The 14,117-nt window shown below is 47.0% G+C and carries 13 protein-coding genes; 12 read left to right on the forward strand and 1 reads right to left on the reverse strand.

All coding sequences use genetic code 11. The features are described 5' to 3' along the window. Window positions 1-40: 40 nt before the first annotated feature. A complete protein-coding gene (locus FFS57_RS13405) occupies window positions 41-832 on the reverse strand; it encodes a class II glutamine amidotransferase (protein WP_137938315.1) in 792 nt (263 codons plus the stop codon). Between the two features lie 977 nt (window positions 833-1,809). Between FFS57_RS13405 and FFS57_RS13410 the strand changes: the two genes are divergently transcribed. The 12 genes from FFS57_RS13410 (at window position 1,810) to FFS57_RS13465 (ending at window position 14,114) form a co-directional block, all read left to right on the forward strand. Then, window positions 1,810-2,364 (forward strand): FxDxF family PEP-CTERM protein, encoded by a 555-nt coding sequence (locus tag FFS57_RS13410; RefSeq protein ID WP_137938316.1) that lies wholly within the window; start codon window positions 1,810-1,812, stop codon window positions 2,362-2,364. Then, window positions 2,361-3,377, forward strand: coding sequence for an EpsD family peptidyl-prolyl cis-trans isomerase (locus FFS57_RS13415; RefSeq protein ID WP_137938317.1), 1,017 nt, complete (start codon window positions 2,361-2,363; stop codon window positions 3,375-3,377). Before FFS57_RS13410 ends, FFS57_RS13415 begins: the two co-directional genes overlap by 4 nt. Beyond that, window positions 3,374-4,168, forward strand: a complete 795-nt coding sequence (epsE, locus tag FFS57_RS13420) for a polysaccharide export protein EpsE (RefSeq protein ID WP_137938318.1) — start codon at window positions 3,374-3,376, stop codon at window positions 4,166-4,168. The genes FFS57_RS13415 and epsE overlap by 4 nt, the downstream gene beginning before the upstream one ends. A 42-nt stretch (window positions 4,169-4,210) precedes the next feature. Next, entirely contained in the window at window positions 4,211-5,650 is a 1,440-nt protein-coding gene (epsF, locus tag FFS57_RS13425) for a chain length determinant protein EpsF (RefSeq protein WP_137938319.1), read from the forward strand. A 10-nt stretch (window positions 5,651-5,660) separates the two neighbouring features. Beyond that, on the forward strand, window positions 5,661-6,557 hold the full coding sequence (locus tag FFS57_RS13430) for a polysaccharide biosynthesis tyrosine autokinase (RefSeq protein WP_137938320.1): 897 nt from the start codon (window positions 5,661-5,663) through the stop codon (window positions 6,555-6,557). A 16-nt stretch (window positions 6,558-6,573) separates the two neighbouring features. After that, on the forward strand, window positions 6,574-7,437 hold the full coding sequence (xrtB, locus tag FFS57_RS13435) for an exosortase B (protein ID WP_137938321.1): 864 nt from the start codon (window positions 6,574-6,576) through the stop codon (window positions 7,435-7,437). After that, entirely contained in the window at window positions 7,434-8,099 is a 666-nt protein-coding gene (epsI, locus tag FFS57_RS13440) for an exosortase-associated protein EpsI, B-type (protein ID WP_137938322.1), read from the forward strand. Before xrtB ends, epsI begins: the two co-directional genes overlap by 4 nt. Before the next feature lie 53 nt (window positions 8,100-8,152). Next, window positions 8,153-9,334: a glycosyltransferase gene (locus FFS57_RS13445; RefSeq protein ID WP_137938323.1), complete on the forward strand. Its 1,182-nt coding sequence runs from the start codon at window positions 8,153-8,155 to the stop codon at window positions 9,332-9,334. Between the two features lie 69 nt (window positions 9,335-9,403). After that, the gene (locus FFS57_RS13450) at window positions 9,404-10,927 is read left to right on the forward strand and encodes an oligosaccharide flippase family protein (protein ID WP_171013926.1); all 1,524 of its coding nucleotides are present in this window, start codon (window positions 9,404-9,406) and stop codon (window positions 10,925-10,927) included. A gap of 11 nt (window positions 10,928-10,938) precedes the next feature. Further along, window positions 10,939-12,489, forward strand: coding sequence for an O-antigen ligase family protein (locus FFS57_RS13455; RefSeq protein WP_137938325.1), 1,551 nt, complete (start codon window positions 10,939-10,941; stop codon window positions 12,487-12,489). Between the two features lie 121 nt (window positions 12,490-12,610). Then, window positions 12,611-13,069: a serine O-acetyltransferase gene (locus tag FFS57_RS13460; protein ID WP_137938326.1), complete on the forward strand. Its 459-nt coding sequence runs from the start codon at window positions 12,611-12,613 to the stop codon at window positions 13,067-13,069. A 1-nt stretch (window position 13,070) separates the two neighbouring features. Then, on the forward strand, window positions 13,071-14,114 hold the full coding sequence (locus tag FFS57_RS13465) for a glycosyltransferase family 4 protein (protein ID WP_137938327.1): 1,044 nt from the start codon (window positions 13,071-13,073) through the stop codon (window positions 14,112-14,114). The last annotated feature ends 3 nt before the right edge of the window (window positions 14,115-14,117 follow it).

Here is a 14,117-nt window from a genome sequence, read left to right on the forward strand (position 1 = left end):
CACCTTGCCTGCATTGAAGGATCGGACAAGCAGTGCCAGGTTACTTGGTGCTTGACACTGTGGTAGCCTGCCAGGCGACTTGACCTTGGTGGAAGCCGATCAGCTCACCAGATTCCATGCCAATCCAGGATTCGTTGTCAGTCAGTGGCTGAGTGGCAATCACTGCGACTTGGTCATGTGCTTTGGTAACTTGTGCAAAATCGACTGTAACGTCTTCATCCAGAAGGTGCGCCTTACAAAATGGTGCACGGCGGATAATGTAGTGCAAGTGGGTTGAGCAATGGGCGAACAACCATTCGCCATTCGACAGCATGAAATTGAATGTGCCGTGCTGGGCCAATTCTCCAGCTATTTCCTTGACAGTTTCAAACAGGACATTGGCCGCAGGTTCTTCATCATATCGGTGGCGTAGTTGTTCCAGCAAGAGGCAAAAAGCACGTTCGCTGTCTGTTGTCCCGACGGAGCGGTAATAATGCGTCGGAAGTTCAGGGAGTCGTTCCAGATTGCCGTTGTGGGCAAATACCCAATACTTCCCCCATAACTCCCTTTGGAATGGGTGGGTGTTGACCAGATTGATCTCGCCTTGCGTAGCTTTCCGGATATGAGCAATGACATTGGTTGATTTAATCGGGTAGTGACTGACCAGTTCAGCAATTGGTGATTCCGACGAAGCAAGGTAATCCCGAAATACGCGGCAACCTTTGTCTTCGAAAAAGGCAATGCCCCAGCCATCACGATGTTCATCCGTACGACCACCCCGGCACGCAAAGCCGGTAAACGAAAAACAAATGTCAGTAGGCACGTTGCAGTTCATGCCCAGCAACTGGCACATCCTTCACCTTGCTTCTTTAACCAATGATTGAAAAGGCGCATGGTGTCACCGTGCAGTGACAACAAGCGATGACCTTGTTCAGCTGCAGGTCAGCTGCGTATCCACATAATACCTATAAGCCTATATCAGCATATCATGGCGAATTGTAGATTGCCGCCAGATACAGTGCATCGCATATCCTGAACCTTACCTGAATTAGCTATTTTAATTGCCTGCCACTGGATGGCAGGCCTGTCCCATCAATGGATTCGATAGTTCATTTATAGGCTTGGTGGCATCACATGATTTGTTTATTCATGGCCTTATGATTATGAACTTATGCAATCAACGTGTCTTGAACTTGTTGTTTATCTTTGATGTGTTGTTTTTTCCCACCTTCCAATAACTGCACATTTGGATATTTCATCAAAATATCCTTCATGTGATATGTTTAGTGAAACGGTAACTTTTTGACCTGTCAATTCCGCATGTATGCAATCAGTATCTTGATGGGTATGCCTGTTACCTAGCAGCATCAGCAAATTAGAAAAAAATGATGCATGCATATGATGGGTAATGTTTTCTGTACTGGAGTGGTCATGTATATTGGAAAATCGACTCAAACCCATGCCTGTCAATAACACGTCATTACAATTTAATGAATGACAAGGTAATATTTGTTTTTTGATGGCTTGATTTGTGTATGAATGTAAAACAACAGCGTTTTTCAAATGCGGCGATCTTGCGTTGCTTACCCTTTGTTTTTGTTATTTCATTGATTTTTAATGATAAATATTGATATTTGCTCTGGTTGGTGTGCTGAGAAATCGATATCTGAACAACGTAAATTGTTGCGGTACAGCAAAAAATCTTGTTAAGATGGGCTGGATATTCCATTTGCCTAAGCGCTATGTGTGGTAACATCGCTTTGGCATGTTATGGCTGGTCGTTACACTGCATGACTAGCCACTATCGTTGCTTGTAAGGAGGGCTAATCGATGCGTACTCAGTTTAAGGCTTTATGGCTGTTCCTGATGTTGATGGCAGGTAGTCCGGTATTCGCTGCTTTACCTGGGATGTCGTTGGAGTCTCGGCCTGCAGCAATCTCGCCTGTCGATGAGGATGATCAGAATCAGACATTCTCGTTTGGGTTGCTGACAGGTGATACGGGACGTGGTCAGTACGTCGGCCATCATAAGACACTGGGCGGTTCGTTTGGTGATGTCATTAGTTTCTCGTTGGCGAATGTTTCGAAGCTGGGTTTTCAATATTTCCAGTTTTCTACATTCCCAAATAGTCTGAACTTGCGTGGTCTTGATCTGTACAGTGCTGTTGGCAATACCTTGCTTGTCCGTGGTACGGACAAATTGGTTACAACCCTGGGTGTGGGTAACTATTATCTGCGTATCAGCGGTTTTACTGGCGCGTTGGGTGGTGATTATGCACTGGGTGCCCGGGTTTCTCCAATTCCGGAGCCGTCTGAAGGGTTGATGTTACTTGCCGGGATTGGTGTAGTGGGTTTGGCGATTATGCGCCGCAAGCGGCAGGCATGATCTTTAACATGTATTTTGGTAAGCATTTGATCGGCCGCTCCGTTACGGGCGGCCGAAAGTTTCATATGGATCTAGGTGTCGGGGGAAACGTGCAAATTACTCGAATCGCGCTTGCGCTGTGTGTGCCTGCAGTTGTGCTGATGGCAGGTTGTGGAAAAAAAGACGCTGCACAGGAAGCTTCGCAGGTTGTCGCAAAAGTAGGCGAGACTGAGATTACTGTTCATCAACTCAATCATGCGATGGCGTCAGTGCCAGCCAAGCCGGAGCAGGCCGCCGAAGTTCGCAAGCAGGTATTGGAAGGCTTGGTGGAACAGCAAGCATTGGTCAATCTGGCGATGGAATCAAAACTGGACCGTGATCCGGCTGCATTGCTGGCCATGGAAGCAGCCAAGCAGCAGGTTTTGGCCCGTCATTATCTGGAGCGCCAGCTGGGCCAGTCGGTTGAGGTGTCAGAGGAAAAGGTCAAGGCGTACTTCAGTGAGCATCCTCAGTTGTTTGAGCATCGCAAGATCTATGAGCTGAATGAAATGATTGTTCAAGGAGGGAATAGCAACCTACCCGTCGAAATTGCCAAGCGTATTGAAGCCGGTGAGAGTGTGGCGGCTATCAAATCCTTCGTTGAGCAATCTGGTGGAAAAGCTTCGATCAGCAGTGAGGTGAAGGCTGCTGAGCAGATTCCGTTGGCGGTGTTGCCAAAATTGGCGTCATTACCGGAACGCCGTGCTCTATTGGTGCCCGCTGCGGGCCGCTTGACGGTCATTGAGCTGACCGGTTCTCGCCTTGAGCCGGTGGATTATGCCAAGGCTAAACCTGTGATCGGCACTTATCTGCAAAATCAGGCTCGTGCCGAAAAAGTTAAGTCTTTGGTGGCTGATGCGCGTAGCAAGGCACAGATTTCCTATGTCGGTGAGTTTGCAGGGGCCGCTCCTGTAGCTGTACCTGCATCTGCGGCAACTGCGGATGTCAAAGTGCGTGATGACATGATTACCCAGGGTGTTGGGGCATTGAAATGAAATCGGTTGTAGTGCGTTTGGTTGCATTCTGGTTGTGCTTGCAATCGGCAATCTGTTTTGCGGCTGCAGGGGACTATCAGCTTGGTGCTGGCGACATACTGCGTATTTCTGTCTATGGCCAGCAGGATCTGACGACTGAGGCGCGGGTGAGCGAAGCTGGTGGTGTTGTTTTTCCGCTGGTGGGCGATGTGGCTGTTGCAGGTTTGAGTGCAAAAGAAGCTGGACTGCGGATTGCTGAGGCATTAAAGCGTGGTGGCTTTGTCAGGCAGCCGGAAGTCAGTGTACTGGTGACGCAATTCCGTAGTAAACAAGTGTCGGTGTTGGGGAATGTCAACAAGCCCGGCCGCTACCCATTGGAGACAACCTCATCACTGACAGATCTACTGGCTATGGCAGGTGGTATGGCATCACAGGCGGCTGACGATATCGTGTTGATCCAGCGAAAAGATGGTAAGTCTGTGCGTCGTGAGATCGACGTGTTGGCGTTGCTTCAACAAGGGGATCGCTCGGTGGATCAGGTCATGGCAAATGGAGACGTTATCTATGTGCCACGCGCCGCTGTTTTCTATATCTATGGCGAGGTGCAGCGCCCAGGTGCATATCGTCTTGAGCGGAAGATGACGGTCGCACAGGCATTATCGTTGGGTGGTGGGGTTGGTCCACGTGGTTCTGAGGGGCGGATTGTCGTGAAGCGGCGTGATGCAAAAGGTGTATTGCAAACCGTCTCGATCAGCGTGGATGACCTCATCCAGTCCGACGACGTGTTGCAAGTCAAAGAGCGTGTTTTCTAAAGCGTTGGCCCGTTAAATGATGTATTTGGACAGGAAAACACCATGACATTTGGTCAGTTCATAATGGCCTTGCGTGCCAGATATTGGGTGGTTCTACTGTGTTTGGCTGTGACGGTGAGTGTGGTTGCTGTTATCAGCCTCGTTATGCCGAAAAGTTACTCATCAACGGCCATGGTCTTGGTGGACACCAAGGCGAATGATCCGTTGACTGGCATGATGACCCCGGCGTTGATGATGCCTGGGTACATGTCGACCCAGTTGGACGTACTGACCAGTCGAACGGTCGCTGTCAAAGTTGTGGACAAACTACATCTTGCCGATAACCCGGAAGTGCGTGAGCAGTTTCAGAGTGACACCAAGGGACGTGGCGAAATCCGTTACTGGCTGGCCGAGCTACTTCTCAAAAAACTGGATGCCCGTCCTTCTCGTGACAGCAATGTCATTGAAGTGTCATTTGCCAACGAAAATCCGCAGTTTGCAACATTGCTTGCCAATGCATTTGCGGATGCTTTTATTGAAACAAGCCTTGATTTGAAGGTTGCACCCGCTCGTCAAACGGCTGCTTGGTTCGATCAGCAGCTCAAGGGATTGCGCAGCAATCTCGAAAATGCACAGCGTCAGTTGTCAGCGTACCAGCAGGAAAAGGGTATTGTCGCGATTGATGAGCGGTTGGACGTTGAAAATGCCAAGTTGATTGAATTAAGTAGCTTGGTAACCAGCGCGCAAGGTTTACGAGTAGAAGGTCAATCGCGGCAGCGACAGTTGGGTGAAGTATCTCGTTCGGGTCGTGAATCATTGCCTGAAGTCATGACCAGCCCAATTGTACAGAATCTCAAGGCGGAGCTGGCAAGGGCGGAATCTCGCTTGGCAGATGCTGCCGAGCGCCTGGGTAAGAATCACCCCCAGTTCAAGCAGGCACAGACAGAAGTTGACAGCATTCGTCAGAAATTGGATTACGAAATTCGGACGGCTAGTACCAGTATTGTCAATACGGCGCAAATGCAACAGAAGCGGGAAGGTGAGCTGAAGGCGGCTTTGGCCGCGCAGAAAGCAAAAGTGCTGGAACTGAAAAAACTACGTGATGAAATGGGTGTGTTGACGCGTGAAGTTGAGAATGCGCAGCGGGCTTTTGATACCGCTTTGCAACGAGCCAGTCAGACACGGATGGAGAGCGAGGCTAATCAATCAAACGTGGTGTTACTTGCCCGCGCCGTCGAACCGATTGATCCGTCACGTCCGCGTATTGCATTGAACATTGCACTGTCCATTTTTCTGGGCGGGGTCTTGGGCGTGTTGTGTGCTTTCCTGATGGAGTTATTTGATCGGCGGGTTCGTAGTGCAGATGAATTGGCTACCGTGCTGGATACTCGAGTCCTCGCAACATTGCCCAAATATGATTCAAAAAATCCCACACGCCGCTGGCGCTGGCGTCGTCGTAAATCGGCGACCCACCCCATTGTCACGACTACTGTGCAGTATTGAGGATTGATGTATGGATTTAGCCACCGCCCGGAATATTGAAGCGCCGAACAAGACGGCTGTCGCCAATGACCCCTCACAGACAAGAGTGGCTATTGGCAAACTGTTGGTTGAGGCTGGTTGTATCCGGCGTGAGGACTTGGAACGAATCGACACTGTTCGCCGCGAGAAATGCATCCGCTTTGGTGAGGCGGCAGTGTTGATGGGCTTGGCAAAGGAGGAGGATGTACTCCGGGCGCTTTCACGGCAGTTTGCGTTTGATTGGGTTTCGCCTAGTGAGACTAAGCTGAGTAAAGAGCTTTGCGTGTTGTTTGATCCGTTTGGGCGCGAGGCTGAAGCATTGCGCACCATACGTGGTCAACTACTATTGCGTTGGTTCGATAGTGGTCAAAAACAATTGGCGATTTGTTCACCACATCGGCAATCCGGTTGCTCTCATGTTGCTGCCAATTTGGCCGTACTGTTCGCCCAGTTGGGTGGTCGAACGCTGTTGATTGATGCCAATTTCCGCCAGCCACGTCTGGATGAGTTGTTTTCGTTGGCCCCGCGAGGTGGGCTGGCTGATGTATTGGCAGGGCGTGCCAAGGTCGATGTCTTTCAGCGTGTATCTCAAGTGGCCAATCTGTGGGTGGTACCTGCTGGCCCGATTCCACCCAATCCGCAAGAGCTATTGGCACGGCAATTGTTTTACAAGGTATTGCAGTATTACCAGCGCCACTTTGATTTGATCTTGATTGATACACCCGCCTATGACATGGGGGCCGATCTTGAATTGGTTGCGAGTCGTGTGGGTGGTGCATTGGTTGTGGCACGTAATAATCATACCAAGTTGAAGGTAGTACGAAATCTTCAAGCTGATCTGATGAGGAGTGGAGTCACGTTATGTGGTGGTGTGCTCAACGAATACTGATTTTTAGAGATCAATCATGACAGTTGCCCTGCGTGCATTTCGTTTGGCCGACTTCTTACCTCTTTTGGCGGGGTCGGCAGTGTTGTTTATTCCGACCTATATCAGTTTGTTCAATGGGCTTTGGCAAGCCGATGAGCAGGCTCATGGGCCAATCGTATTGGCCATGTCAATCTGGTTGCTCTGGTCACGGCGTGAAACATTGCTGGCGCTGGAGGCTCGACCGGCCAGCTTGGCTGCATGGAGTATGCTGGTATTGGGTTGTTTGTGTTACGTTCTTGGCCGGTCTCAGGATATTGTTATTCTGGAGCTAGGCGCTCAGATTCCAATTATTACTGCATTGCTGTTATTCCATTGGGGATGGCGTGCCGTCAAAATTTGCCTATTCCCGCTATTGTTTCTCATTTTCATGTTGCCATTGCCTGGCGCATTTGTTGATGCGGCGACAGCCACTCTTAAGCTTCATGTCTCAACAATTGCAGAGACGTTACTTTATGGTCTGGGATATCCTGTTGCCAGAAATGGCGTCATGCTGAATATCGGACAGTATCAGCTTTTGGTGGCGGATGCTTGCTCTGGTTTGCATTCCATGTTTTCACTAACAGCAATGGGATTGCTGTACCTTTATCTGATGGGATATCGCTCAGTACTGCGGAATTTAACACTCGCGATGTTGATTTTGCCAATTGCTTTTCTAGCGAATGTCATTCGAGTTATTGCGCTGGTGTTAATCACCTTTTATCAGGGAAATGAAGCCGCGCAAGGTTTTATTCATGGTTTTGCGGGCATATTTTTGTTTATTGTTGCGTTGCTGGGTTTATTGTCAATTGATTCGTTAATTGGTTTGGTTGGTAACAAACCTAAGTCTGGAGTCAGCAAATGAGTTTGCCTAGTCTGATCGCTGGGGTGGTAATGTTGGCCAGTGCTTATGCTGCAGTTGCAATGAAGCCGACGCATCACATGGCCCAGTTACAGCCTATTCAGTTGCAATCGGTTATTCCAGAGAAAATAGGTGAGTGGACACTTGATAAAACACCAGCGATTGATCAAATCAATCCAGAGGTTCAAGCGAAAATCAATCGAATTTATAGTCAATTAGTACAGCGCACATATGTGAATAGCTTGGGACATCGGATCATGCTCTCTATTGCCTATGGTGGAGATCAAAGCGACGCGTTGCGTGTGCACCGGCCCGAGGTTTGTTACGGATCTCAGGGCTTCCAGGTCAGTCAACAAACGTTGGCGATGTTTCAGCATGGTGATGCCAAAGTGCCGATTCGTCGATTGGTTGCGGCAATGGGTAATCGAATTGAGCCAATTACTTATTGGATGACAGTTGGTGAAAAAGTAGCACTGACAGGGTGGCAGCATAAGCTTGCACAGCTCAGCTATGGGGTGGATCGAGTCATTCCCGATGGCATGGTGTTTCGTGTGTCGACAGTCGGTCTGGACGTGGAAACCAGCTATCGAAATCAGGAAAACTTTCTAGCACAGTTGTACAAGTCGTTGCCCTCAACTGAGCGAAATCGCATCTTTGGTGCCTGAGTCTGAATGGTTCTTTGTGGTAAAAGCAATTTGCCTGGTAGCAAAGGTTTGGCATGCGTTTGTTATATGTTGTTCGAGAGGGATGTGATACCAAGAGGCCAGATGTCTATGGACTATTTGGTTGCTATCTTGCTGGTTTAGGTGTTGAAAGCCACTTGTTGGCGAGCCCTGTCGTCAAACAACTACCTTATGCGTGGCCTGGTGGCGAGATGCTAATCAAGCCGCGAATGGTGTCTGGCTTGAAAGCAAAATGCTGGCAATTGCTTTTTCCTCTGGTGTTGGTGGTAGTCAAGCCCAAATATGATGCTGTCGTTGTTCGAGATAAAACATTAAGTGGTCTATTCTTTTATTTGTACGCACGTCTCCTTCGCTTGCCCTTCATCTTTTGGGTGTCTTATCCGGTAGGTGAGGCGTACGACTCATTGGCAACGTTGACTCCGCAACAGATAAAAAAAGCACTTTATCGCCTGAGAGGTAAGCTAAGTAAATTGGTGGTTGATAAAGTGTTAATACCTAATTCGGATTTGGCATTTCTACAGAGCGAGCAAATGGTAAGTCAGTACATTATCAATGGTGTGCTGCCGAGTAAATTGATCCCTGTTCCAATGTGCGTGGAATGGAAGAAAATCAACGCATTTCATGAGCAAATTGATTGGGACTCCAAAAAGCAGGTTGGTTGTAAACTTGCTTATCTTGGGACGTTGGATCTTAGACGTGAGCCATTTTTTATGCTACAGGTCTTAAAGCGATTACGCCATCGCTACCCCGATCTGACATTGATATTGATTGGTGATTGTCCGTCACAGAGTGAACGGGATTTGCTGGACCAAATGATTGCCGATTTGGAGCTTACCAATGCGGTTACCGTGACTGGATGGCTGTCGCAGCATCAGGCATGGCAACACCTATGTGGCAATGTCATTGGTTTGTCACCTGTTCCTGTAAATGATCTCTATCAGGTTTCATCTCCCACTAAAACAATTGAGTATTTGGCTTTGGGTGTACCTGCAGTTGTCACTCCTATCCCAGACCAGCGAACCGTGATTGAGGAAAGTGGGGCAGGGTTATGTGCTGATATGACGGAGATTGATTTTGCCAACGCCGTTTCAGAATTGCTTGATAGCCCAGAAAAGCGATATGCAATGGCAGTAAATGGTATTGACTATGTTCGACGAACACGAACATATGAGGGTTCGTCCAAATTAATCTATCAGCATTTGATGTCGATGCAGTAAGTTAGGCCAGGGTGGCGGCACCATGTCTATTTTCTGTTTCATTTTATTTTGAAGTGCCAAGGAATTGTTTTGCCTACAGATCAATATTCAACAGGTCGACTAAGAACGGGAATTATCAATTTCCTGATCGGTAAAATCGGTACTGCTCTTTTAAATCTGCTGGCATTCTTTTTGTTGGCTCGGTTGCTACGCGTTGCCGATTATGGTGCCTATATGACGTTTCTGGCAATTGTCGAAATTGTGACATTGCTGGCAACAGGGGCATTTGATCGTGTTGCAGCACAGTTGATACCTGAGTATCGATTAAATGCTGGAAACGAGCGAACGGCAAGGTTGATATGGCGGCTCTTTTTTGGGAGAACTACCATATTGGCAATGGCTATCTTAACCTTGGCAATATTTTATAGAGAAATTCTCGCTTTCTTCAATCAATCGGTACAGAGCGATGCGTACTTGATTTTTCTGGTTGCAATGTTTGCTGAGCTGGCTGCGCGATATTTGCGTGATGGCGTGTTGGGCTCATTACTGATGCAAGGTTGGTCACAGATCGCATTGTTTATGCGAAATCTGGCAATTGTCGTTGGTATGGTTGCACTGGGGTGGAGTACTGGCTCGTTAAGCCTGGTGCAGACGGTTTGGATTGAGGTCGTCAGTTCAACACTTGGTTTCCTGATTGTACTTCCACTGACTTATAAGGCGGCAGCAACTGGTGCAGATTGTTGTGAAGACTGGCGAAGTCCTGGTCTGATGAAAACCTTTAAGATGGTTTGGCATAATTATGTATGCCTTGTCCTCGGTTTTATTTTCAGTGCACAAACCGTGACCATGTTGGCAAGTAAGCTTTATGGCGTTGAGGTTGCAGCAGTCTTTGGATTTGCACGTGGCTTGGCCGATCAGGTTAGGAAATATTTACCCGCAGAACTCTTTCTGGGTGTGGTTCGCCCAGTGATGATTGCAGGTTATGCGAAAGAGAGGGATTTTTCCAAGCTGAATTGGCGTGCTAATTTGGTTTATAAAATTGGTCTATTTTCATTATTCCCAATTATTGCAATATTTGGTGCCCATGGTGATATGGTGTTGCAGTTTTTGCATGGTGGTAAATATCCTGGATCCCAATATTATGTATTACTGCTTCTGATTACGTTGATTCCATTGAGTCATAAGCGGGCAATCGAGATGGTAGTCAACAGTGTTCATGAAACTGATCTTTGGTTATTTGCTGCCTTGTCTTCATTACTCGCAATTCCATTCTTGATCGCGGGTCAACTATTTGATTTACAGCTGACCGGGCTCATTTTGGCGGTCATGCTGGTTGAGTTGCTGACCAATTCAGTTTTGACAATGGGTTTGAAGCGACGTGGTTACCCTTACGTGGTTGATTGGAACGGGTTTGGAAAGCTTATCTTATTAACCGTTGTTACAACGGTGTTGATATACGTGATGCCATTTGGTGATTCGCTGATTAGTTTGTTTGGGATGTTGATTGCTTGTGTTTTGGTGTACTTGGGTGTAGGGCGTATGCTTCGACCTTTTTCGGAGAGAGAACGAGCAAGTGTCAATGCACTCCTCAAACGTAACTTATTTGTTTGGTAACAGGTTGAGTCATGTCGCGCACCATACTGAACAATCGATTTTTCATGCTCGAACGTGTGGATTTCAGACGGTTGCTACGGCAGGCGTTGTTAATATTCTGCATTGTATTTATGTGCGCATTCTTTGCGTTACTGGTCGTTGCAGAGTTGTTACCCGTCATGCTGGGAGCATTGGGGGCATTGGGATTTGCGACTTGGTCTATCTACATACTGTTTTCACCAACTAAGCCGCCATCCAAATCCTGGCCTTTTTTAGCGATTGCAGGCCTTGTTCTGACTATTCCACTTATTTCGCTCGCAAGCCGGTTGCCGTTGCAGAATCTGATTGATTTGATTTTGTTTGGAATGGCGCCCCTTGCAATCAAATACCTGTTTAATGCAACCCGACATCTCGCATGGGTACGTTTCTCGATCTTGTTTTATTTGGGATTTCTGGCTTTCGCTGTATTGTCGACGCTATTTGGACGTTCAAATACCTACGCCGCTATTTATCAGACTATCTTTAATTTAAAACTGTATTTAATGTTGGGATCTGGGTTCGCAGTCGTTTGGACGTTACGTGCTGATCAACGATTGTGGATTTGGGTTCAGCGCATATGGCTAATTTTTCTCCCATTTATCTTGTTGCAATGGTTTGCTCCAGCAGTTGATTGGGTGATGTTCCCATTACATTCTGACAAGATGTATGACCTCAACCCATTTCTTGCCAATAAATTTGTAAAGGTGCCTGGCCCCTTCTTTCATGCAAGTATGTTGGCAACATTTACTGCATTGATGCTTGGTTTTTGTGTTTTGAGGTTTTTGATCGTTGGCGGGAACGATTGTATTACCCCCATTGTCGGTTATGGATTTGTATTGCTGGCATCTGGGCAGCGTGGCGAAACACTCTCTCTGTTTGCATCGTTATTTTTTGTTCTTGTATTTTATAAGCAACGTATTCGCTGGGGTGTGTTGTTGATGCTCAGCACAGTTTTTTTACTTGGATTGATATTTCTAGTAGTCAATTTTGAAAATACCCCGATTTATGACTTGGCGGTTGAGTGGGGATTGGTGGGGAATATCCCATTGAAAGACTTGCAAGCTCGTGCAGCTTTTTACAAATATTCTTTCTTGATTGCGAATGACCACTTCCCACTTGGAAGTGGGCTTGGCACATATGGTGGTGTTGGTGCTCAAAAGTTCGATTTGTCACTTTTCGATCAGCTGGGTTTTCAGCGCTATTACTGGTATTTGGCAGGGCAGTTCCTTGTTGACACCTATTGGCCCAATTTCATTGCCGAAGCGGGTTGGTTGGGAGCTTTTCTAATGCTGCTTTCGATAGCTTGCCTGTGGATACAATCATTTGTTGGCATGAGGCGAGAGGTTGATGCTCATGTCAAGTTTTACTGGTCCATGGCGAATGCGTGCGCAACATTTATTTTAATCAATTCGTTAACTTCACCATTAGCAGCTGATCCAAAATATGTTTGGATGTGTTGGATGTTTTTTGGATTGGCTGCTTCGTTAGGGAAAGCTCAATCGACTGCTAATGACGATTTGGTAAAAATTCGCTATTTGTATTGAATGTATTTTAGCTGCTGGGTGGGATTGATAGGTAGTTGTATTTGTTATGGCTGGCGATTGAATGATTGTTATGTAATGTCTTCGAGTTGCATTTCTGAAGAAATTAAATTTGGGATTGATTATGCTGGCTATTTTTAGATTGTCTAGTTTTTTGCACTCGATGGGTATTCCATTGTTGCCATGGTTGTTGAAGGTTTTAAATAGGGTCTTATTCGCATGTTCTGTCCCACCATCGGTGAAAGTGGGGCGTAATGTTGTATTTGGGTATCAAGGATTGGGTATTGTTGTTCATAAGCGTGCGGTAATTGGCAACAATGTTATTGTTGGTCCGAATGTGACAATTGGCGGGCGTTCTGGCCATGAGCAAGTACCTGTGATTGAAGATGACGTATTAATTGGTGCAGGCGCAAGAATATTGGGGCCAGTTCGAATTGGACGAAATGCTCAAATTGGTGCGAATGCAGTCGTGTTAGTCGATGTTCCTGAAGGTGCTATCGCTGTGGGGGTTCCAGCTGTTGTAAAGCTTCCACGTAACACACAGATGATTGCATCCAACCCGGTGATGGAAAGTCAAAAGTAATATGAAAAAGGTTGTGGTAGTTGGCCCGCATTTTTCAGCGCAAGGTGGAATGGCAACAGTGCTGGATATCTATCGCCAAGAGGGGCTGTTTGATCAGCAGTCGGTGTTATTTCTGCCAACTCATATTGATGGATCGAAGTGGAAGAAGTTTCGATTGGCTATTGCTACCTTTTTTACTTTCTTAATACTTTTAATGTTTAGACAGGTCAGTATGTTGCATGCACATGTTGCAACGCGCGCGAGTTTTTGGCGCAAGGCACTGTTTATGCTGTTGGCCAGATTGTTTGGCACCCCATATATTTTTCACCTGCATAGTGGTTTGTTTCAGGGGTTTTATGAGCGATGCGGGGTTTTTGGAAAATGGCTGACAAGATACCTATTGAGGAATGCAAAGTATGTGTTCGTATTGTCTTCCGATGCTCGGCAATGGATAGTTTCAATTGTTCCTGAGGCTTCGGTAACGATATTTTCTAATCCGATACGTATGCTCCCTTATGTTAGAGAAAATAGACATACAAGCCATGTACTATTTATGGGGAAGCTGGATTCGAATAAGGGAATATATGATTTATTGCCCGCTATTGAGAAGTTAACGGCATTTCATCCTGGTTTGAGATTGTCAATTGCCGGTGAAGGTGAGATCGAACAGGTACGTGCATTGGTAACCCAACTTGGTTTGGAGAAGCATGTGGACCTGCTGGGGTGGGTTGTTGGCGATCAGAAAGCCCAGCTATTGTCCACTGCAACAGTATTTGTTTTGCCCTCATATCGTGAAGGAATGCCAATGGGGGTGCTTGAAGCCATGTCCGTTGGATTGCCAGTTGTAGCCAGTCAGGTCGGTGCTGTCCCAGATATGTTGCAGGCTGGATTGGAGGGGGAGGTGATTCCCGCTGGCAATATTGATGCATTGGCGGGGGCTTTGAACCGTTTGCTTTCGGACGCTGCTTACCGTGAATCGTGTGCATTGCACGCGCGGGATCGCGTCGAACGAAATTACGCCGCTGGCGCAGTTTTGCAAAGGCTGAAGGTTAGCTATTACTCTTGAGAA

This window comes from Chitinivorax sp. B, from assembly GCF_005503445.1.
Classification (GTDB): Bacteria; Pseudomonadota; Gammaproteobacteria; order Burkholderiales; family SCOH01; genus Chitinivorax.

What these genes read in the sequence shown, in the direction of transcription:
- FFS57_RS13410 (WP_137938316.1), top strand. Translation starts at nt 1,810, where the DNA reads ATGCGTACTCAGTTTAAGGCTTTATGGCTGTTCCTGATGTTGATGGCA.
- FFS57_RS13465 (WP_137938327.1), top strand. Translation starts at nt 13,071, where the DNA reads ATGAAAAAGGTTGTGGTAGTTGGCCCGCATTTTTCAGCGCAAGGTGGA.
- FFS57_RS13415 (WP_137938317.1), top strand. Translation starts at nt 2,361, where the DNA reads ATGATCTTTAACATGTATTTTGGTAAGCATTTGATCGGCCGCTCCGTT.
- FFS57_RS13460 (WP_137938326.1), top strand. Translation starts at nt 12,611, where the DNA reads ATGCTGGCTATTTTTAGATTGTCTAGTTTTTTGCACTCGATGGGTATT.
- FFS57_RS13445 (WP_137938323.1), top strand. Translation starts at nt 8,153, where the DNA reads ATGCGTTTGTTATATGTTGTTCGAGAGGGATGTGATACCAAGAGGCCA.
- FFS57_RS13405 (WP_137938315.1), bottom strand. Translation starts at nt 832, where the DNA reads ATGTGCCAGTTGCTGGGCATGAACTGCAACGTGCCTACTGACATTTGT.
- xrtB (WP_137938321.1), top strand. Translation starts at nt 6,574, where the DNA reads ATGACAGTTGCCCTGCGTGCATTTCGTTTGGCCGACTTCTTACCTCTT.
- FFS57_RS13430 (WP_137938320.1), top strand. Translation starts at nt 5,661, where the DNA reads ATGGATTTAGCCACCGCCCGGAATATTGAAGCGCCGAACAAGACGGCT.
- epsF (WP_137938319.1), top strand. Translation starts at nt 4,211, where the DNA reads ATGACATTTGGTCAGTTCATAATGGCCTTGCGTGCCAGATATTGGGTG.
- epsE (WP_137938318.1), top strand. Translation starts at nt 3,374, where the DNA reads ATGAAATCGGTTGTAGTGCGTTTGGTTGCATTCTGGTTGTGCTTGCAA.
- epsI (WP_137938322.1), top strand. Translation starts at nt 7,434, where the DNA reads ATGAGTTTGCCTAGTCTGATCGCTGGGGTGGTAATGTTGGCCAGTGCT.
- FFS57_RS13455 (WP_137938325.1), top strand. Translation starts at nt 10,939, where the DNA reads ATGTCGCGCACCATACTGAACAATCGATTTTTCATGCTCGAACGTGTG.